We start from the raw sequence: 19,476 nt of genomic DNA, 5'->3' as shown, positions 1-19,476 counted from the left end.
AAAATGACAACCACGATCCCGAATCTGATCTTTCAGGAAGAGACCAACGAATGCGGACTGGCGTGCGTGGCGATGCTGGCGCAGACGCAGGGGCAGCCCGTTTCGCTGGCTACATTGCGCGAGCTGTTTCCGGCGTCCGATCACGGTACCTCGCTGGATACGCTGATGAGCATCCTGGCGCGACTGGGCATTGCCACGACGCCGGTGCTGTTTGAGCACGATGAGCTGAGCAGTCTGCCGCTGCCGGCCATTTTGCATTACGGCGCGAGCCACTATGTCCTGCTGGCCTGGCGCAAAGGCAACCACGTCTGCGTGATGAATCCGGCGATTGGCGAGCAGTGGCTGCCGTTTGCCGCGCTTAAGCAGGAGATCAGCGGCTATGCCCTGATTGTCGAAGCTGAGCAAGCGTCAGCCGCCGACCCTGATTTACCGTTGCCGACAACAGCGCAGAGTGCGCCGCGGGCGATGAGTATGCAGGAGACCGCTGCGGTGCCGGGGATCTATCGGCTGATGCTGTTGACCTTTCTCGTCTCGCTAACGCTGTTTCTGATGCCGACGATGGTAAGCAGCGCCATCAACCAGGCCTTCTCCAGCGTGGAAAGCAGCGGCTTTCCCTACGGCTGGTTTATCCTGGCGTTTGTCGCCTCTTCACTGATGGCGCTCGGTGTGCGGGTCGTTAGCGAACGCTTTATCAAACGCTTTGTGCTGATCCACAGCGGCGTGGGATTTTCCCGCCTGCTCCGTAACCCGCTGCGCTTTTTCGAAAAAAGGGCGCCGGGGGAGATCTTCAGCCGCTTCACGGCCTGGCAGATTGGCCTGCTGCAAAAAATTGAACTGGATAACGGCCTGCGCTCCGACTGGGTGATCTGCGCGATCGCACTGGCTGTCATGTTCTGGATTGCGCCCGTGCTGGCGGCGATCTCCGCCGTCGGCGTCACGGTGATGGGGATCATCAGCGTCTGGGCGGTGATCCGCGACCGCTGGTTCACCCAGCAACTGCAGTTGAAAAGCGCCACCCTGAACGATTTTTTCATGGAGACCATTCAGGGCATTTTGACCGTCAAAACCGCCGGACTGGAAGGTCAGCGTCAGGGGCAGTTTGCCAACTTCAGCCGCGATCTGTTTTCGTGTCTGCAGCGCCAGAAGGTCTATCAGCAGGTGAAAGAGGGGTTGTATCAGCTCACCGGGAGTCTGGAGATGGTGGTGTTCATGCTGGTGGTCCTGCCGATGGTGCACAACAAACTGATCTCACTGGGCGATTTTTTTGCCTACAGCTTCCTGCGGCAAATATTCACCTCCTACGTTACGCGGATTTTCTACGCCATCATTCAGAAATCTCAGTTGAATGTGATAGACACCCGCGCCCATGCGCTGTTTGCGCCGCGAGACGAAGACGCACCCGCACCGCTGGCGGCACAGCCTCCCGCCGATACGGTGCCGGACCTGACGTTTGAGTCGCTGTGTTACGGCTACGATCCTGCAAGACCGGTGCTGTCGTCGGTTTCGCTGTCGCTGCGCGCGGGCGAGCAGATTGCGATTGTCGGTGAATCCGGCGCAGGTAAGAGCACCTTACTGCGGCTGATTGCCGGACTGTTTTCTCCTCAGGCGGGTGGCTGTTATGCCGCTGACACCGCGCTCCCGGCGCAGCAACTGGCGCAGTTTGTCTGCCTGCAAAGTCAGGAGGATATTTTGTTTAATGCCTCGGTTCGCGAAAACATCACCCTGTTCGATGCGCACTACCGTGAACGTGACCGTGGGCGGATTGAGGCGCTGCTGGAATCCCTCGCGCTGGGTGAGGTGGTGCGTGGATTACCGGGCGGTATCGACGCCCTGATCCGTGAAAGCCATGCGGCGCTTTCGCTCGGTCAACGTCAGCGGTTATTGCTGGCGCGTGCGCTGTACAGTTCGCGTCCGATTTTGTTGCTCGACGAACCGACCGCCAATCTTGATGACGACACGGCAGCCATTGTGATGGAGACGATTCACGCGCATTGCCAGAAAGCCGGTAAGTCACTGATTGTGGTCACCCACAGCGACGCGATTCTGTCGCGGTTCCAGCGGGTTTATCAACTCACTGAAGGCAAACTCAGCCCGCTGGAGGTCAACGTATGACGCTGAAATCCCGTTGGTTGCCGATCGGCTGCGGCCTGGCGCTGGCCGTTGCGGTCGGTGGGACGTGGGTGACGATGGCCTCGACCTCGCCGCAGGAGAATTTACCGCTGGAGACCATTGGCACTGGCGATATCGAAAAGGTGGTGCTGGTGACGGGGGTTCTGAAACCGGCGGTGCAGGTTAACGTCGGCGCGCAGGTCAACGGACAACTGCGCAAGCTGTACGTGCGCCAGGGCGAGAAGGTCCAGAAAGGGCAACTGCTGGCGGAAATTGACCCCACTTTGCAGGAGTCAGATCTGAACAACACGCGCGCACAACTGGCCAGCGCCAAAGCGCAAAAGCTGTCGGCGCAGGCGACGCTGTTACGTTATCGCCAGGAGCTGAACCGCCAGAGCATGATGCTGCGCGATGGCTCCGGCGTGCGCAGTGAATATGAACAGGCCAGAGCGCAATACGATGCGCAGGTGCAGCAAATTGACGTGAGTGACGCGCAGATTGTGCAGGCGGAGATGGCGGTGAAAACGGCGCAGGCCAACCTCAGCTATACCCGCATTGTGGCGCCTATCGATGGCGAAGTGCTGGGCATTGTCACCCGTGAAGGGCAAACCATCGTCTCCTCGCAAACGGCACCGACCATTCTGGTGCTGGCGGATCTCGATACCATGCAGGTGCAAACGCGCATTTCTGAAGCCGACGTGCAAAAAATCCGCCCCGGCCAGCCGCTGCGTTTCTACGTCATCGCCAACCCGGATAAACGCTACACCGGTACGATGGGCTTCGTGCAGCCAGCGCCGCAGGAAGCGCTGGAAGCGCCCGGCGAAGGCGGAATGGGCGGCAATCAACAGGCGATGGCGGTGTACTACACCGGCACCTTTGAAGTGCCTAACGCTGAGCGCGAGCTCAAAACGTCGATGACGGCGCAGGTCTTTATTCAGACCGCCGAAGCAAAAAACGTCTTGCGCGTGCCGGTCGCCGCGCTCGGGCAGGCGCTGGACACCGAGCGATACACCATCACCACCGTTGAAGACGGAAAAACGCGCACCCGCACGATCCGCATCGGGATCAACGACCGGCAGTACGCCGAAGTGCTGGAGGGATTGCAGGCTGGCGATCGCGTGGTGCTGGCGCAGGACACGGTGCGAGGGTAGCGGATGGAACCGATTATCGTCTTACGCCAGGTTTGCCGGACATTCAGCGCCGGGAGCGAAACGCTTGCGGTGCTGAGCGATATTTCGCTGACCATCCACGGCGGTGAGATGGTGGCGATTGTGGGCGCCTCTGGTTCGGGGAAATCCACGCTGATGAACATCATCGGCTGTCTGGACAAGCCTTCTTCCGGTGAGGTGTTGATCAACGGTACGCCGGTGCATGACGCTGACAGTCTGCACCTGGCCGATCTGCGCAGCCGCTATCTGGGGTTTATTTTCCAGCGCTATCACCTGATGCCGTATCTGACGGCGGAAGAGAACATCGCCATTCCCGCGCTGTACACCGCGATGTCGGAAGCCGAGCGCAAAGCGCGCACCCAGCGGCTTGCGGGCCAGCTCGGCCTGGAAAACCGGCTCCAGCATCGTCCTGCCCAGCTTTCGGGCGGGCAGCAGCAGCGCGTGAGCATCTGTCGGGCGCTGATCAACGGTGCGCATATCATTCTGGCGGATGAACCTACCGGTGCGCTCGACAGCGTCAGCGGCAAAGCGTTGATGGACGTGCTGCACCAGCTACATGCGGTGGGGCACACGGTCATCATCGTCACCCACGATCGCGACGTCGCCCGACAGGCGCAGCGAATTATTGAAATCAGCGACGGGCGGATGATTAGCGATGTTCAGCACGCCGCCGCCCGCCGACCGAGTGCGCTGCCGGAGCAGGATAACGGGCGCGCCTCGTTGGGGCGCCGTCTTCGTGAGTCGGTCCGCATGGCCTGGCGTTCGCTGCTCGGACACCGGATGCGCGCGTTTCTCTCCATGTTGGGGATCATCATCGGCATTGCGTCGGTGGTGTCGTCGATGGCGGTAGGTGAAGGCGCACGGCAGGCGATTATGAGCGAGATTGGCAAGCTGGGAAGTACCACGCTGGAGATCCATCCCGGTACGGGGTGGGGCAGTAAGCGCCCGGACATGGAGCGTGCGCTGTCGATGGACGATGTGCGCAGTTTGCAGACGCAGCCGTGGATCATGGGCGTCTCGCCGGTGGTCAGCAGCACAACGCTCGCGGTACGCAAGGGGCTCGACTCCTCCATGATGCTCTCCGGCGTTTCTCAGGACTTTTTTGCTCTGCAAGGGCTGCGTTTTGTGCAGGGAAATGGTTTTACCGCGCGCGACGTCGCGGAAGGCGAACCGGTGTTGATTCTTGATGAGACCGGGCGCGATACGCTGTTCCCCGGTGGTGAAAATCCGCTTGATGAGATAGTCCAGATTGGCGGCGCGCCGTGGCGGGTAATCGGCGTGGCGACGCGACCCGGTCCGAAAGTGGTGGGCGGATTTATGACTGCCTGGGTTCCGCATACGTCATTACAGCAGCGGCTCACCGGCGAAAAGCCGCTGGAATCGTTGATTCTGCGTTTTCAACCGCCGCTGGAACCGCATGAGGCAGCGCAACGAGCGGAGCGTCATCTGTTGCGGGAACATGGCCGAAAAGATTTCTTTATCCAGACCGACGATCAGCTGGCAAACGCGCTGCAAAAAACCTCTGACTCCCTGTCGCTGTTGATCACCGCCATTGCGGCTATCTCCTTGCTGGTGGGCGGCGTCGGGGTGATGAACATCATGCTGGTATCAGTGACCGAACGGACCCATGAGATTGGCATCCGCTTATCGGTTGGCGCGCGTCCCTCGGACATCATGAACCAGTTTCTGATTGAGGCGGTGATGATCTGCGCCCTCGGCGGCCTGCTGGGGGTTTTGGGATCGTGGGTGGCGGGGCATCTTTTCGCCTTTGCGACCGATGCGTTCTCGATGGTGTTCACCGCGTTCCCGGTGCTGATGGCCTGTGGGTTTTCCGCCCTGATCGGTCTGACGTTTGGCTATTTTCCGGCGCGCAGAGCGGCTCGCCTCAATCCGACCGAGGCGCTGGCTCGCGAATGAAAAGACTCCTTTTGTTACCCGTGTTCTTATTGCTGGCTGGTTGTAGCTCGCTGACCCGCAGCGACTACCAGCGGCCGCTGTTGTCATTGCCCACACGGTGGCAACCTGCTACCGACACGGTGTCGGAATATGGCTGGCAGCGCTTTGGCGATCCCCGGCTATCGCGGGTGATTGAACAGGTGCTGGAAAGCAATAACGATCTCGCTGCGGCGGCGATCACCGTGCAGCAGGCGCGCGTTGCTGCGGGGTTAACCGACACCAATATGACACCTGACGTGGCGGTTAGCGGATCCGCCAGTAACAGCAAAAACGTGCGCCGTGGGACATCGTCGCAGGAAAGCTACAGCAGCGGCATCACCATCGCCTGGGAACTGGATCTGTGGGGAAAACTGGCACGAACCCGTGAACAAAGCGAATGGGAAGCGGTGGCGAGCGAGCAGGATTACCATGCGACGGTACTTACCACGATGGGCACCACCGCCCAGCTTTACTGGCGTATCGCGCTGTATAACCAACAGATTCGCAATCAGCGTGACGGTCTGGCTATCTCGCAGCAAACCGTGCAGCAGGTGCAGTCATGGTTTAACGCCGGGAAGGTTGGCCAGCTCGATGTGTTGCAGTCGCAGCAGTCCCTGCTGGAACGAGAGAATCAGTGGCGAACGCTGGTTCAGCAGCGCCAGAACACGCGCAATGCGCTGGCGCTGTTGCTCAACAGACCGGCGGAGCAGCATGCCGATGAATCGCCCGCGCTGGATGCCAACCAGCAGGTGCCGATCGCGCAAAAAACACCGCTGCGGGTGATCGCGCAGCGGCCTGACATTCAGGCGGCAGAGTCGCGCCTGCGTGCGGCGCTTGCCGGTTACGACGCCTCGCGACTGCAGTTTTATCCCGCACTTTCTCTTGATGCCTCGCTGAATGCCGGCAGTCAGATCTTCAGTCAATGGTTCAGCGACCCGATCCGCTCGATTGGCGGCGCGCTGACGCTGCCGTTTATCCAGTGGAATACCCAAGAACTCACCGTGAAGCAGGCGGATCTCGCGGTAAAACAGGCGGCGATAACCTTTCGCTCGACGGCCTATGCGGCGCTCGCAGAAGTGGATGAGGCAATGGAGAACCGCCTGAGCGCCGATGAACAACGCGCGCGACTTCACCAGTCGCTGGTCCTCAGCCAGCGGCGTTTAACCCTGACGGAAAGCCGCTATCGCGCGGGCGCCGTGGATTTTCAGACGTTGTTGAACGCGCAGGACGATCTGTTGACGTTAGAGAACTCCCTCGCACAAACCCAATACGACTACCTCTACGCCACGTTGCAGCTCTGGCTGGCGCAAGGGGGTGGCGAAACGCAATACAGGATGATGCAACATGAAGCTGAATAATGAATTTAAGCGGGTCGTCGTTACCGGGTATGGCGCCGTGACCCCACTTGGCGCAACGGCTGATGAGAGCTGGCAGGCGATGATGGATAACCGCCTGGGCTATCGCTACGTCGATAAAACGGCGCTGAATATCAAAACCCATTTTCTCGGGCTGGTGGATAACGAACCGAGCCTGGCAGGTATTCCTGCGGTTATTCGCCGTCGGCTGCCGCGCTTTGCCCGGCTGACCGTCGGCGCGGCGCGTCAGGCGATGACGATGGCTTTTGGCGTCAGGCCGCCGCAGGAGTACTACAGCACGCTCGACTGCGGCGTGATCATGGGGACCGGCTGGGCGGGGCTGGACGAAAGCTACGACGCGCAAAGTGAGTTTGCGACCACGGGCGTCGCCTCGCCGTTTAACTGTTTCTACTCGATGCCCAGCGTCACCACCGCGGCCTGCAGCCAGTACTGGGGACTCAATGGCTATCAGAACACCGTGATTGCCGCCTGCGCGACGGGGACGATCGCCATTGGCGACGCTTACGAGGTGATCCGCAGCGGCAGGGCGAAGATGATGCTGGCCGGTGCCGGAGAGTCTCTCACCAGCCACTGCGCGGTGTGGAACATTGACGTGCTGGGCGCACTGAGTAAGGAGGCGTCGGATCCGCAGCGCGCCAGCTGTCCGTTTAGCGCCCATCGTAGCGGCTTTGTATTGTCGGAAGGGGCGGCGGTGCTGTGCCTGGAAGAGCGCGAAGGGGCGCTGGCACGCGGCGCGACGATTCTCGGCGAGATTACGGGCTACGCCAATTTCTCTGACGCGTGGGATTTCACCTCGCCGGCGGAAGACTGTCTGGCCCGCGTACAAACCATTACCCACGCGTTGCAACAGGCGGCGCTGGAGCCGGATCAACTCGACTACATTAACGCCCACGGCACCTCGACGCCGCTGAACGATATCAATGAAACGCAGTCGCTGAAAATGGCGCTGGGGGACGCCGTGTGGTCTATTCCGGTTTCCAGTACGAAATCGTACTCCGGGCACTTAATCTCCGCGGCGGGCACCTTCGAGAGCATCGTCTGTCTGCAGGCGATCGCCAACGGCATTATCCCCGCAACGGCCAATTTCCAGCAGGCGGATGAATGCTGCGATCTGGATTATGTGGTTGAAGGCCATCGGGCGGGCAATGTCCGTCGCACGCTGAATCTGAGCTTCGGCTTTGGTGGCGCGAATGCGGCGCTGGTTCTGGAGAAGCACGTATGATGCCCCTTCATTACGGTCAACAGGATGCCCGACGCTGGGCCGCGTTTTCGGGCGATTACAACCCGGTGCATTTTGACGAGGCGTGGGTGAAAGCGCAGGGGGGAAGCGGGCTCAGCGTGCATGGCATGCGCGCCTTGCTGGACGTAAAACGGTTTATCAGCCCGCCGGTTGATGACGCCCCGTTTCTGAAATGTACCGTGCGTTTGCGCCGACCGCTGTGGCGGGATACCGCCTATCGCCTGACGCGCGATGTGAATAAACGTGTTGCGGCATCGGTGCGCGAGTTTTCTGCCGAAGAGGCCTGCCTTTCCTGCCAGATTACACCGGAAAACCACCTGCCGTTGGCCGATGGAGAAAGCCGGCGGGTGCTGGATACAGCGGCGCTGGCTGCGCTGCATCAGACGTTCATGCCGTTGCTTCCCGATGCTCAGCAATGGCACTTTCTCGATGCTTTGCTGTTTCGTCATCTTCTTCAGGATACTGCGCTGTTACGCCAGCAGGCCATTGCCGCCATTTTGCCGACGTGTCGGACGCTGGATGCGCTGTTTTCTCACTTTCCTGTCGTGCAAACCCATCAGGAAGTCATTTTCGACAGCCATCTGCTGGCTCCCTGGCAAGCAGAGTCGCTACCGGAAAACCTTGAAATCGACACATTGCCCGCCCTGGTGGTTGGCGATCTTGCGAGTGGCGCGGTGGTGGTGCGAATCGCCGCGCGAACCTGTTATCAACATCACTACATTAGCAATGCCGTGACGCTTAAAGTCGGCGCGCTGACAAAAGGAAAATCGAATGAGCCAGCATGAAATGATCTACGACAAAATCAGTGAAATGATCTGCGACGCAAAAGACCTGACGCCGGAGGCGTTGACGCCAGAGACGACGCTGCCTGAACTGGAACTGGACAGTCTCGACTATGTTGAGCTGATGGTGCTGGCGAAGCGTGAATTTAACGTCACGCTTAACCCCGAAATGTTTATGAAAAATCCAACCATGACGCTTCGCGAACTCAGCCAGCGCATTGCGCAGGAAATGGCGGATTGATATGGCAAAGAAATGGATGCTCATCACTGGCGGCAGCCGGGGAATCGGCCAGGCGCTCGTGAGTCACCTGCTGCCCGAATGGAACATTGTCTTTACTGGTCGTAACGAGGTCGGTATCGCTCACACGCTGGACATCGCGAAAAGCCAGAGTACATCGACCTGGGTAAAAGGATTTCGCTGTGACGGCAGCGACGAAGCCAGCGTTGCGCAGTTAGCCACGTCGCTGCTTGACGTGCATGGCGCGCCCGCCGCCATCATCCATAACGCTGGCATGACTAATGATGCGCTGCACATCCACCAGAAAGCACGCGACTGGCAGGAGGTGCTGGGAAATAATCTGGTCGCGGTGGTCAACTGGAATCGTATCCTGCTGCCCGCCATGATGACCCAGGGCAACGGTTCGATTGTGTTTATGTCGTCCGTGACGGCTATTAAAGGCAACAGTGGACAGACGGCTTATGCGGCCAGCAAGGCAGCGATGATTGGGCTGACGCATTCACTGGCGCGAGAAGTGGGGCGCTTTGGCATTCGGGTTAACTGTCTGGCACCGGGATTGATTGAAGGTGAAATGGTTCAGGCTATTCCGGAAGCCCGATTAAAAGCGATGCGGCAGAATATTCCTCTGCGCCGTCTCGGGCGTACGCAGGATGTTGCCCGCGCGGTCGCATTTCTGGCTGGAGAAGGGAGTAGTTACCTCACCGGTCAGACGCTGGTGCTGGACGGCGGTTTGTCCGCCTGATAAGGGGAAATCGCGAGAACGACGTCTCGCGGTTCAGGACAGGCTGAGTTGGTTTATTCTCTGAACCAGGGCGCGTCGCTCTTTGACGGACTCCTGAAAGATCTGCAATAACGCCCCACAATTTTGTCGCACAATGCCCGCCAGTTCGGGGGCGATTTCTGCGGTTTCTCCAACGCGCGCTTTAAATTCTGACGACAGCGTGACGCCCTGCAGCAATGACGCCAGCCAGATGCTGGCTTTCAGAATCTTCACCTCCGGAGGATGCGCGGCTTGTGCAATCACCGTCTTCTGGATCTGGCACCAGCGGGAAATATCCCGAATGGCTTCAATAGGATAGAGTTCATCCCAGACGGCATTCTCTTCCCCGGTATGTGCTGGCGCGGCACACAGCGCCAGAGACGTCAGGTTGTGCAGCAGGCCACCTATTTCGATTTTCAGACACCGGACCGGGGAAATCCCCATTTCTCTGGCCAGAAAACCGGATATACGACCGACGACCAGAGAGTGCTGGACGCCGTTCTGGCTGAACCCATCAATAATAAACGCCAGCATGGTGGCGATATCGCGAAAGTTATGCAAAGAGATGGAGTCGTTATGGATGCGGGGGATGTCCTGGATGTAATCATCGAACTCTGTGGATTTAATTTTTAACCAGAAGTGCTCGCAGTTTGCTATTTTTCTGAATGCGTTGATAAATTCGGGGTTATACAGGATGTGTTCGCCGCCAACAATTATATTAATAATCTCATCTTTTACCGATATTATATCGCTGGAGCGGTAATGGGCGATTAAAACATCCAGACGATCCGCCAGATAAACAACATGGCTCTCTTTGGGCACTTTTTCACCGTTAACATGGTCACCCTTCCCATTATCCCAGTGGGTGTGGTGATAGCGAACAATGGGACTTAACGGGGTCAGTAAAGGGACACTGGCCAGTAATTCCGCGCCGACGGCCGCGTGGTTATTGAGTTCATTGTCGTAATAGCTGAGGGGCTGAAGGCGTGACTCCTCGTTCAACCCTCCAATATCATGAAGCAGGGCCGCCAGCAGGGTTTTCCTGCACTGTGCCGGCGTGAACCGGGACTCACGGGCCAGGTGCCAGGCGATAAATGCCGTTCTGACATGATGCAGGTTAAGCCTGGGGTTAATCATGTCTATTATTTTTGAGATGCAAGCCAGTGATTCTATTAATTTTATATTCATATAATGAGCAATTTAACTTTCGCTGTGCTTCATGAAAGAAAACCACGCAAATTAATCTCGTTTGCAACCATATTGCGGGAATGCGTGGTTACCAAATAGTATGACATTTTTATTGAGTTTTTTTAGAAAAATTATTTTATCGTTCGGGCCTTTACCAAATAACAAACTATTAGCAATCTCATCATCAACATTGTCAGTATTATCATGTATAGTTTTGACACTCATTATCTTATACAGATTCGCATTGGCATTGTACGTTTCATATTTCATTTTAAGCGTTCGCGAGATTAAATACTTTTTTTCATTATGTGTGAGAAGGCCATCAATATTGACAAGAAGTTGCTCGTCCGTCATGTGAACAAAAATTAACCCTTCGGCCCGAATGTTGTCACCGTTGATACTCTGAATGACAGAAAACTGTGACTCGCAAGAGAAAACCGGAACCCGGGTTAAACAGTAAACGGTGCCGATCAATAAGAGACCGACACAGCTCAAAAGCAAGATGGCTTGTTTAGGCATTATTTTTTTCTCTGTAATAAAAACTCATGCAACTGTCTTTATCACATTTGATCAGGAGCAATTGTACAGTATCGCCCAGGGCACCTTTTACCTGCTGCTTGTAAATGTACAACTCCTTTTGCTGTGAGCAATCGAACGGTTGCGGGACAAAGTCAAAACTTTTTGTCACCTCTCGCAACGAGAGTGAAGAGGGCATAAAAATGACGCACTGGCCCTTAACCATTTTTTGTATATCGGTGTCGGCCCTGAATGACTCGGGATTTATTATGAGAAGGAGAAAGGCGATTGCCAGGGCGATAATGCGGGTAAACCGCTTAAAACCGTTTTTTTGCGGTTCAATGGGTTGCGGCTCAGGCTCCTTTTCTTCGAGAAATGGGGTTCGATACTCACGATCGTTATTGATAATGGCATCTTCCGCTATTTTGAAACCAATACGGGGAACCGTGACGATGATTTCTTTTTCGACGCCCAGATCATTCAGGTTTCTACGCAATGTTGAGATATATTGATTTAGATTACTATTTGACGCTCTGGCACCGTATTTATCAAAAACGGCCTGAAAGATTTCATTTCTCGAAAGGATATCGCCGTGGTGATTGAGCAATTCTGCCAGCAGGCGCGTAGAGGTTTGGGATAATTCAACGCAATCCCCAGTCAACAGGTTTACGAGAGACGCATCCTCGGTGTCAAAAGTGATAAATCCCTCAATGTCGAACCTCATGTTCATCTCCACCCTAAACCTTGCTTTTCTCTAACACGCAGCTTTTTTTTAATAAAACGGCGTAAATGTTAGATAAAAATCCTGAATTTACATTCATTTCAAGCTAATGTTGCTGGTTGACACAGGAGAACGCATACTGCTAACACCTTCAAAATCCAGGAGTCTGTAATGAAACTCTCGCTGTGTTCATATAACCCGGGTGCAGCACATCCAGGCTACAACGTACCTCATGACAATCTGCAGATGTTAGCGGCGGAAATGGGAATAAGTGACCTGGCGATGATCAGGGGTCCGGAACAAGTTTTTATTCTCAATCTATTAAAAGATCGCAGTACTCAAGGCCTGTCGACCAGGGAGCTTGCCGATCTGTGTGGCGTTTCAATTTATAAAGTCAGACACTTACTTCTTCCGCTGGAGAAATATGGTCAGGTTATAAGAGATAAAATGCAAAAACACCATCAGTGGTTTTTGTCAAAGGACTCTACAGATATTGATTGGCATTCTAACAAGCGGTATTTTCATTTGCAACAATGACCAGAAAGTCAATTAGATAACCCTGGGGATATGGAAAATACTGATTATTATCTCGCAAAATACTAGGAAAAATCTCAATAAAATTTTAATATTCTCGCACTCACACTATTGCCTTTAGTCCATTTTGTTTATGTATCGCGCATAGGGCGCGTGTGACCCATATCTTTACGATAAGAACAAGAGTAACGCTTAACACTTTTTAACAGTGTATAACATTTGCGAATAGACTGGCCTGTCAGATGCCCGTGAAGCATAGTTTCAACGGGCAACCATTTTTTAACTCTCTTTATATGATAACAGATGTGTTAGCTGTGTATTAATCTTGTCAACCAGCCACTCGCATCCTTTTTTCTGCGCTAACGTATATAGGGGTAATAAAATGCCGGTCCCCTTAACGCCCTTATTGTCAGAGAAATAGATGCTTTCATCAGGCTCCGGGTAGCCATCATAACTATTCCACAGGGTATAAGGCGTAGCGTAAGTGGCATCATTTTCGGTTGGTGAAAAAAGATAAATGCACAGATAACTTTTGGCATCTTGTGCAGAGATTTTTAGCTCAGTAGCAAGCGGTTCACTGTTTTTTCCATATTGTTTCTGACGCTGCTCATAGAGAAGTTCACTGTCCGTGATCAGCTTGAAGTCGAGAACATAATCCCGTGTGGTCATGGGGGTTCCGGGTTCATGCTGTCGGCTGAAAACAAATGAAACGTCCATGATGGGAAGGTAGTCCCATTTCCACGACTCAAAAGGATTTTTATTTGATTGCGGAGGCTTATTAAAGCTCCACGTATTCCAGACCAGGAAGGTGGTATCCAGTTTTTGCGCGGTTTCATTTAGTAGAGGAAAGAGTTGTTGATAATAAGCGGCGCAAATCCGATGTGCTTGCCTGACAGCAGTAAAAGGATCAGACATGTGAGTTTCCTTCAAAAAAAGAGTAGGTTGTGGGAAGGTTTTGCGATGATAAATAGTCCAAAAGCGGCTGCCAGGACTGGAGTGGAGAATGGATGCCATACAATGCAAGCGCATTCAGGCAATCCTGGATAATTCTCCCCTCTTGTTGCGTTGCCCATTCCGTCGCAGAGTATTGAATTTTTTCTCTGACCGTGCGCCATTCCAGTCCGTGAAACGTTACTTCAGGAAAACAGTATTTGAGTTCAGCAAACCATGCGGTATGCTTTTCCGGCAGATTTCCCAGAGCTAAAAAGTGCAGGGTAGATTGTTGATCCTCACTGTTTTGCCAGCCATAGATCTCTTTGCACCATTGCTGTTGATACTGTTGCCCGCCTGTTGGGGGTTTCACTTCAACGAGCAGTGCGGCGTGGGTGAAATTTAGAATAACATCGGGTTCCGCATAGTTATCTTCTTCACTCACCCATCGCGTGACATGATCATCGATCTTTGGCGGGAAATCGTACTTCGGCCAGAAAACAATGGACTCAAATTTTCCCCAACTTCTAACATCAACATCAAGCAGTGAAGTAAGCACTGTATGCAGCGATTCTTCTGACAGATAACTTATGCGTCCCCAGAATGCCGCCGTAAGCAGATCCTCATAACGCTGGAATACCGAACGCCAGCTCTGTTCATCACCGTTTTCCAGGCTTACTCGCCGTGCTTTTCCGTTTAATATTGCCTGTAGCATAAAAGTGCCCTTGCTATGAGGTAACAACTGTTTTTTATCATGATTAAGTGTTTAATCTAATGTAAAAAAACCTGGATTCAATAAATAAACAAACGAGAGCATGAGATAGCCGTAACCGGCTAAAAAACGCCAGTTTCGTTTAAGGATAAAAACAACGTTTTTATTACGTCTGAATTTTCTGATTTTACTCAAGCGCAGATGAAGTGCGCTTTTTTCTGCATCCGAAATAGGCGCTTCAACGATCCTCTTTGAGATATATTTCTCTGAGTCAATAAATGAATGTCTATGGTGCAGTTTTAACAATTTACCCGCGAAAAAAATCAGTGTGAGTAAAAAAGCGGCAAGCTGAAAGACGCGATTCGGAATTCCCCAACAAGCGAAGCTTGTGAGTAGTACCCATTCAGCGACAGAATCACTTTGCAGGTTTTTCCACCAGTGATTCATATCATGAGCATAGACTTGAATCGCTTTTTTGATGTCTTTGTAATGATGGGTTGTCATCTCATTCTCCTGGGGAAGCATCTGTGCGAATGACTGCAATGTAACACGCCAGAATAGAGATCAAGAGGTTGGGGTATTGGCACTATAGGTTGTTTTCTAAGACGGGAAATTAAATGGCGAGGTAAAAATAGGATGATTGCTGTTAATGGTCAGAACCCCAAAAGCAAAAAAACATCCTGGAGGCGGGTTCTCTGAAGACGTGGTGCCCGGACTCGGACTAAGGCCGGAGGCGTTGAACAGCGCGCTTGTCGCGCTGGCCCCGAAGGGATGAGTCGCTCGCGGCGAATAATCGAACGGAGTTCGATGGAGGAGTCCGTTTCGCCAAAAGCAAAAAACCCGCCATAGGCGGGTTCTTCTAAATAGTGGTGCCCGGACTCGGAATCGAACCAAGGACACGGGGATTTTCAATCCCCTGCTCTACCGACTGAGCTATCCGGGCAACGGGGCGCATTAAACCGTAATCATGCCTGACAGTCAACCAAATTTAGGGGAAAGCTGTTCAACTGCTTAAGTTTGCGGCAATCTGTGCGTTTCTGCATTCAGTTTGCACAAATATTCCAGACAGACGCGTTCTGAACAGGCAATGCTGACAGCGAGAGGAGGGCAGTATGGCAAACGACTGGCTTGAGCTGCGACAACATGCCGATACCGGTATTGAAACAATCAAAGCCCATTTTGAAGGGCATGCGTTCGATCCGCACTGGCACGACAGCTATCTGGTCGGCATTACCCTTTCCGGCACGCAGCAATTTCACTGTCGGCGTGAACGTCACCGCAGCCAGCCTGGTGATGCTTTTTTACTGGAACCGGGTGAGATTCACGATGGCGATGCGCCGATGGCCGGTGGGTTTACCTATCTCACCTTTTATCTGGATGAACAGTGGCTGACAAAAACGTTGCAGGGCCTTTATGACACCACGCCGGACCGCTATTCCCTGCATTTTAGCCGCACGTTGTCGCGTGAGCCGCAACTGGTGCGTGCCATCGGCGAAACGTTTAGCGCCTTGCATACCGAAGAGATGCGCATTGTGCAGCAAAGCACGATGGATAATCTTCTTTCGCAACTCACCACCCATTGCCACTGGCGAAAGCGTCTTCCTTCACAGATACAGAGCGCAGCGATAGCCCATCGCGCCCGTGATTATCTGCATGCGCATATGGGCGACAATATTGGCCTTTCCGATCTGGCGCGCGAAACCGGAACGGACCGTTTTACGCTGACGCGCAGCTTTAAACGCGAGTTTCACCTGGCGCCGCACGCGTGGCTGATTCAGCTTCGGCTGGCAAAGGCACGCCAGATGTTGGGGAAGGGTGCGCTGCCGGTTGATGTGGCGGCGGCGCTGGGGTTCGCCGATCAAAGCCACCTTGGGCGCTGGTTCCAGCGTGCGTATCGCATTTCGCCTGCGCACTACCGTCGTTTGTGCACAAACCTTCCAGACGGTTGCAGGAAATAAGGTCACAGTCAGAACTCAACTAAAAAGGAGTCTGCCTGTGAGTATCGCGCCATTTTTGCTGTTTGCGTTTGTTGCCTCTATCACCCCCGGTCCCACCAATATCCTCATCCTGGCGAACAGCCAGCATCATGGTGTGAAAGCGACGCTGCCTGCGTTGATCAGTGGCTGTGTGGCGGCGAGTATGATTGTGTTGATTTCAGGTGCCGGGGCAGGGGAAATACTGCGTCAGTATCCGCTGGTGCGACAGGTGATGAGTTGGGGGGGCGTGGCGTGGTTAAGCTGGATGAGCTGGCAATTATATAGCGCCCCGGCCGCGAATTTGTCCGCAAAGCAATCTCATCGTTTTACCGCGCGGGCGGCGGCGCTTTTGCAGGTGGTGAATCCGAAAACGTGGATGATGGCGCTGGCGGTGGTGAGCCTGTTTGCGCCGACGGGGAGTCATGCGCTGCGCGATATTGCGTTCATGGCGCTGTGGTTTTTGCTGATCTCTATCGGATGCCTGCTGTGTTGGGCGTGGCTGGGGAAGGCAGTGAACAGGGTGTTTCGCACCACCGTGGCGATGGTGCGTTTTCAGCGTCTGATGGCGCTGTGCCTGCTGATTTCAGCGTGGGCGGGAGGGCTGGCTTAGGTCAGCGCGCCACCCTGACGGCACTGGGCAAAGCGCAGAATATCTTCCGCCAGACGATGCGCCGTCTCTACATCCGCATGGCTGCGATTGACCAGCATGCGGCTCAGACAGCCTTCCAGCACCAGTTCCATCTGTTTGGCAACCATCGCCGGATCGTCAATCTCCAGCGTGGTCAGCAGTTCGTGGGTAAAGTCGTGCGCCGCGCTTTTCTGCTGATCCGCCAGTTGATGAATGGGGTGTGATGGATCGGGATAAAACGTACAGGCGGCGATAAACAGGCAACCCGGGTAGCGATTATTACTCACGCATTCTGCCAGCGCATTGTAGCGGGCCAGCAGCTTTTGTTCAGCACTCAGGGAGTCATCAAGCAACAGCTGGCGACGCCAGATATCCACCTGCTGGCTGAGATAGCGCAGCGCGTCATACAAAATAGCCTCTTTGTCCGGCCAGAAACGCTGCATTTCGTCGAGCGGATAATCAACGCGCTCAGCCACCATTTCCAGCGTGGTGTTCGCAATCCCATGGATCTCGAGTAATTTTAGGGCCTCTCCCAGGACATCTTCACGTTGCACGGTCATTCCTCCGTCTTTACCTCTGAAAGTGTCGCTCACGGTTGGCGATCGTGCAAATGCGCACTAAACGTCGCCGCATCCATAAAGCCCGTTACCCGTGCCTGCGGGTGCTCCTGACCTTGTGCATCAAAGAACAGGATGGTTGGCAGTCCTAATACCTGCAAATGCTTCAGCAGCGCCACATCCTGCGCGTTATTGGCGGTGACGTTAGCCTGTAACAGCACCGTATCGCCCAGCGCCTGCTTTACCTGCGGATGGCTGAAGGTGTACTTTTCAAACTCTTTACAGGCTACACACCAGTCGGCGTACAGGTCCAGCATAACCGGTTTGCCTTTCGCCTCGACCAGCGCCTGATTGAGTTCCTCAACGCTTGCCACCGGTTTGAAGTCCAGATGCGCCTGCGCCTGCGTCACCGTTGTGCCAAACGCCCAGTCCTGGAGCGGACGTACGCTGACCAGCGCCGCCGCCAACAGAATTATCTGTACGAGGCGCATCCAGCCACGTGTTGCTTGCAGACTGGTGATAAACGCCCAGCCAAAGAAGGCCACGCCCAGCAGCGACCACAGGCGTAAACCCCACGTATCACCGATGATGCGCTCCAGCAAAAAGACCGGCAGCGCGAGGATAACAAAGCCAAACGCCGTTTTGACCTGCGCCATCCACGGCCCGCTTTTTGGCAGCAGACGGTTACCAAAAACGGTGACCAGCATCAGCGGCAGCCCCATTCCCAGCGCGTAGAGGTACAGCGTACCGCCGCCGAGCCACAGGTTCCCGCTCTGGGCGATGTACAGCAAGATGGCGCTGAGCGGCGCGGTCGTACACGGCGAACAAATCAGCCCGGCAATCGCGCCCATGGCAAAAACGCCGCCCGCGGAACCGCCCTGCTGGCGGTTACTCATCAGCGTAAGGCGTGTTTGCAGCGACGAGGGCAGTTGCAGGGTGAACAGGCCGAACATCGACAGGGCAAGCAGGGTAAAGACCACTGCCAGACCGATTAAGACATAGGGATGCTGAAGGGCGGCCTGGAATTGCAATCCGGCGGCGGCCACCACCAGACCCAGAGCGGTATAGGTCAGCGCCATTCCCTGCACATAGATGAATGTCAGTAGCAGTGCGCGTCCAGTAGAAAGACGCTGTTTACCGCCAAGTACGATGCCGGAAATCAGTGGATACATCGGCAGCACGCAGGGGGTAAAGGCGATGCCAATGCCGATCAGCAGCGCCCACAGGGCGGAAAAGGGAAGTTGCGCTGGCGCGTTTTCCGGTTGCGGCGGCTGTGCCGCTGCTGGTGTAGCCGGTTTCGGATCCACACTGGCGATCACCGCGCTTAACGGCACGGTTTTGCTTTCCGGCGGATAGCAAAAACCCGCGTCGGCACAGCCCTGATACGTTACCGTTAGCGTCGCGCCTGATTGCGCCTGGTTGATGGTCACCGGGATCGTGAGCGTATTGCGATAAATTTCGCTTTTACCGTAGAACTCATCTTCATGCCAGACGCCCGCCGGCAGAGTGACTTCCGCGATTTCTGCCTGAGCAGGGGTAATACTGATCTGCTTGCGATACAGGTAATACCCGTCTTTCACCTGCCAGGTGAGATTCAGATCGTGTTGGTTTTGCTGAAAGTCAAAGGCAAAGGCCTGGTCAGCAGGGACAAAATTCGAGCGACCCGGCGCGTCGAAAAGTCCGGCAAAAGTTGATGTGCTGCAAAGAAGCAGGATCAGCGTAAGGATGCGTTGAGCCATGAGAGGTAATCACTGTCTCCATGAGTAACGGGTAAAACCAGAAGTTCGGGCGTTTGATACGGGTGATGAGACTTCAGGCAGTCGAGTAAGGCATCCTGATGTATCACCGAGGTTTTTAAGATCATCTGGACTTCGTATTCCTGCTCCAGTTTCCCCTCCCAGTAATACAGCGAGGTTGCACCGGGAATAATCGTGGCACAGGCCGCCAGTTTTTCTGCCAGCACTTTGGCTGCCAGATCCTGGGCTGTGGCTTCATCCGGCGCGGTGCAGAGCACAACAACGGCATCGGGGAGGGAGATATCCTGACGACTAACATCATGCATAAACACCTCGAATGAACAGAATGACCCGCAAAAGAGTGGTCAC

At 54.7% G+C, this 19,476-nt stretch carries 20 protein-coding genes and 1 tRNA gene; 11 read left to right on the top strand and 10 right to left on the bottom strand.

The genetic code is table 11. The features are described 5' to 3' along the window. Positions 1-3 precede the first annotated feature (3 nt). From QQZ17_RS03330 to QQZ17_RS03295, 8 genes are read left to right on the top strand one after another with little or no spacing between them, the layout of a single operon-like run. On the top strand, positions 4-2,112 hold the full coding sequence (locus QQZ17_RS03330) for a peptidase domain-containing ABC transporter (RefSeq protein WP_152401584.1): 2,109 nt from the start codon (positions 4-6) through the stop codon (positions 2,110-2,112). Then, entirely contained in the window at positions 2,109-3,260 is a 1,152-nt protein-coding gene (locus QQZ17_RS03325) for an efflux RND transporter periplasmic adaptor subunit (RefSeq protein WP_152401587.1), read from the top strand. The genes QQZ17_RS03330 and QQZ17_RS03325 overlap by 4 nt, the downstream gene beginning before the upstream one ends. Before the next feature lie 3 nt (positions 3,261-3,263). Then, the gene (locus tag QQZ17_RS03320; RefSeq protein ID WP_152401589.1) at positions 3,264-5,195 is read left to right on the top strand and encodes an ABC transporter permease; all 1,932 of its coding nucleotides are present in this window, start codon (positions 3,264-3,266) and stop codon (positions 5,193-5,195) included. Beyond that, the gene (locus tag QQZ17_RS03315) at positions 5,192-6,571 is read left to right on the top strand and encodes a TolC family protein (protein ID WP_152401590.1); all 1,380 of its coding nucleotides are present in this window, start codon (positions 5,192-5,194) and stop codon (positions 6,569-6,571) included. Before QQZ17_RS03320 ends, QQZ17_RS03315 begins: the two co-directional genes overlap by 4 nt. Next, on the top strand, positions 6,558-7,811 hold the full coding sequence (locus QQZ17_RS03310; RefSeq protein ID WP_152401592.1) for a beta-ketoacyl-[acyl-carrier-protein] synthase family protein: 1,254 nt from the start codon (positions 6,558-6,560) through the stop codon (positions 7,809-7,811). Before QQZ17_RS03315 ends, QQZ17_RS03310 begins: the two co-directional genes overlap by 14 nt. Further along, entirely contained in the window at positions 7,808-8,614 is an 807-nt protein-coding gene (locus tag QQZ17_RS03305) for a MaoC/PaaZ C-terminal domain-containing protein (RefSeq protein WP_152401595.1), read from the top strand. Before QQZ17_RS03310 ends, QQZ17_RS03305 begins: the two co-directional genes overlap by 4 nt. Next, entirely contained in the window at positions 8,601-8,852 is a 252-nt protein-coding gene (locus tag QQZ17_RS03300) for an acyl carrier protein (RefSeq protein ID WP_152401597.1), read from the top strand. The genes QQZ17_RS03305 and QQZ17_RS03300 overlap by 14 nt, the downstream gene beginning before the upstream one ends. Position 8,853: 1 nt before the next feature. After that, the gene (locus tag QQZ17_RS03295; RefSeq protein ID WP_178823923.1) at positions 8,854-9,591 is read left to right on the top strand and encodes an SDR family oxidoreductase; all 738 of its coding nucleotides are present in this window, start codon (positions 8,854-8,856) and stop codon (positions 9,589-9,591) included. A gap of 33 nt (positions 9,592-9,624) precedes the next feature. Here the strand turns inward: QQZ17_RS03295 and QQZ17_RS03290 are convergent, their stop codons facing one another. Genes QQZ17_RS03290 through QQZ17_RS03280 form a run of 3 tightly spaced genes read right to left on the bottom strand, consistent with a single transcriptional unit; the run spans position 9,625 to position 12,037 of the window. Continuing rightward, positions 9,625-10,797, bottom strand: coding sequence for an HD domain-containing protein (locus tag QQZ17_RS03290; RefSeq protein ID WP_152401599.1), 1,173 nt, complete (start codon positions 10,795-10,797; stop codon positions 9,625-9,627). Positions 10,798-10,848: 51 nt separating this feature from the next. After that, positions 10,849-11,316 carry a FidL-like protein gene (locus tag QQZ17_RS03285; protein WP_152401601.1) on the bottom strand — a complete coding sequence of 156 codons (468 nt, stop codon included), beginning with the start codon at positions 11,314-11,316 and terminating at the stop codon, positions 10,849-10,851. Next, positions 11,309-12,037, bottom strand: coding sequence for a winged helix-turn-helix domain-containing protein (locus QQZ17_RS03280; protein ID WP_152401603.1), 729 nt, complete (start codon positions 12,035-12,037; stop codon positions 11,309-11,311). The genes QQZ17_RS03285 and QQZ17_RS03280 overlap by 8 nt, the downstream gene beginning before the upstream one ends. 168 nt (positions 12,038-12,205) lie before the next feature. On the opposite strand from QQZ17_RS03280, the gene QQZ17_RS03275 reads away from it, so the two are divergent. Continuing rightward, entirely contained in the window at positions 12,206-12,571 is a 366-nt protein-coding gene (locus QQZ17_RS03275) for a FaeA/PapI family transcriptional regulator (RefSeq protein WP_152401605.1), read from the top strand. 276 nt (positions 12,572-12,847) lie between these two features. Here QQZ17_RS03275 and QQZ17_RS03270 read toward each other — a convergent pair whose 3' ends face one another. The 4 genes from QQZ17_RS03270 to QQZ17_RS03255 form a co-directional block, all read right to left on the bottom strand. Beyond that, entirely contained in the window at positions 12,848-13,483 is a 636-nt protein-coding gene (locus QQZ17_RS03270; RefSeq protein ID WP_152401607.1) for a hypothetical protein, read from the bottom strand. Beyond that, on the bottom strand, positions 13,476-14,213 hold the full coding sequence (locus tag QQZ17_RS03265) for a hypothetical protein (protein WP_152401609.1): 738 nt from the start codon (positions 14,211-14,213) through the stop codon (positions 13,476-13,478). The genes QQZ17_RS03270 and QQZ17_RS03265 overlap by 8 nt, the downstream gene beginning before the upstream one ends. A 51-nt stretch (positions 14,214-14,264) precedes the next feature. Beyond that, positions 14,265-14,714 carry a hypothetical protein gene (locus tag QQZ17_RS03260; protein WP_152401611.1) on the bottom strand — a complete coding sequence of 150 codons (450 nt, stop codon included), beginning with the start codon at positions 14,712-14,714 and terminating at the stop codon, positions 14,265-14,267. Positions 14,715-15,077: 363 nt separating this feature from the next. Continuing rightward, positions 15,078-15,153 (bottom strand) — tRNA-Phe (locus QQZ17_RS03255). A 169-nt stretch (positions 15,154-15,322) separates the two neighbouring features. Here QQZ17_RS03255 and QQZ17_RS03250 point away from each other — a divergent pair. Both QQZ17_RS03250 and QQZ17_RS03245 read left to right on the top strand, forming a co-directional pair. Further along, positions 15,323-16,168: an AraC family transcriptional regulator gene (locus tag QQZ17_RS03250; protein WP_152401613.1), complete on the top strand. Its 846-nt coding sequence runs from the start codon at positions 15,323-15,325 to the stop codon at positions 16,166-16,168. A gap of 37 nt (positions 16,169-16,205) precedes the next feature. Then, the gene (locus tag QQZ17_RS03245) at positions 16,206-16,796 is read left to right on the top strand and encodes a LysE family translocator (protein WP_152401616.1); all 591 of its coding nucleotides are present in this window, start codon (positions 16,206-16,208) and stop codon (positions 16,794-16,796) included. Here the strand turns inward: QQZ17_RS03245 and QQZ17_RS03240 are convergent. The 3 genes from QQZ17_RS03240 to cutA are packed head-to-tail and all read right to left on the bottom strand — an operon-like array spanning position 16,793 to position 19,433. Beyond that, positions 16,793-17,368 carry a transcriptional regulator gene (locus QQZ17_RS03240; RefSeq protein ID WP_152401619.1) on the bottom strand — a complete coding sequence of 192 codons (576 nt, stop codon included), beginning with the start codon at positions 17,366-17,368 and terminating at the stop codon, positions 16,793-16,795. The two genes, QQZ17_RS03245 and QQZ17_RS03240, sit on opposite strands and share 4 nt — an antisense overlap. A 35-nt stretch (positions 17,369-17,403) precedes the next feature. Next, a complete protein-coding gene (locus QQZ17_RS03235; RefSeq protein ID WP_152401621.1) occupies positions 17,404-19,110 on the bottom strand; it encodes a protein-disulfide reductase DsbD in 1,707 nt (568 codons plus the stop codon). Further along, positions 19,086-19,433 (bottom strand): divalent cation tolerance protein CutA, encoded by a 348-nt coding sequence (gene cutA / locus QQZ17_RS03230; RefSeq protein WP_152401624.1) that lies wholly within the window; start codon positions 19,431-19,433, stop codon positions 19,086-19,088. Before cutA ends, QQZ17_RS03235 begins: the two co-directional genes overlap by 25 nt. Between the last annotated feature and the right edge of the window lie 43 nt (positions 19,434-19,476).

The organism is Citrobacter sp. T1.2D-1 (genome assembly GCF_950098555.1).
GTDB lineage: Bacteria > Pseudomonadota > Gammaproteobacteria > Enterobacterales > Enterobacteriaceae > Citrobacter_A > Citrobacter_A telavivensis.
This window is presented reverse-complemented; position numbering and strand designations above follow the sequence as displayed.